This is a genomic window from Bradyrhizobium sp. BRP19 (assembly GCF_020194195.1).
Lineage (GTDB): Bacteria > Pseudomonadota > Alphaproteobacteria > Rhizobiales > Xanthobacteraceae > Bradyrhizobium > Bradyrhizobium yuanmingense.
This window is the reverse complement of record NZ_JADYVZ010000177.1, coordinates 1-419: the sequence shown is the minus strand read 5'-3', so window position 1 is coordinate 419 and position 419 is coordinate 1. Positions and strand designations below refer to the sequence as shown.

At 65.2% G+C, this 419-nt stretch carries 1 pseudogene; it reads left to right on the top strand.

What is annotated here, in order from left to right:
- Positions 1 to 12 precede the first annotated feature (12 nt).
- Positions 13 to 419: pseudogene (locus I6F36_RS39070) on the top strand (hypothetical protein); the annotation flags it as partial.

Below are 419 nucleotides of genomic sequence, written 5' to 3'. Positions count from 1 at the left end.
CGCCTGGAAGGCATGCGCTATCTGACCATGATCCCGGGGCGCGACTCCGCTCTGCTGACGGAGCCTTCGCGGCAGGCCGAGATGATCGATGGCTTCCTGCGCCAGCAACCGCACGAGGACACGGTTATCGACTTCACGGGACGCGCGGTCGACGACGTCGCAATCGCCATCATCGCCGGGCTGAACTGGCTGAACCATTGCGCGCTGCTCGCCAGGGTCGATCGCGCCAAGGCGTCAGGCACCTTGCGCAGCTTCCGCAAGGTCGTGACGGTCGCCCAGCAGTGGTGGGGCATGGAAGGCGCGGAGGCGCGCTGCAGGAATATGCAGCAGGCGCGCGAACTGCCGCCCTTGATGCTCAATCTGATCTGGCTTGAATGCACTCATCTGGCCAAGGACATCACCGCGGCCGCAGTCTTCGG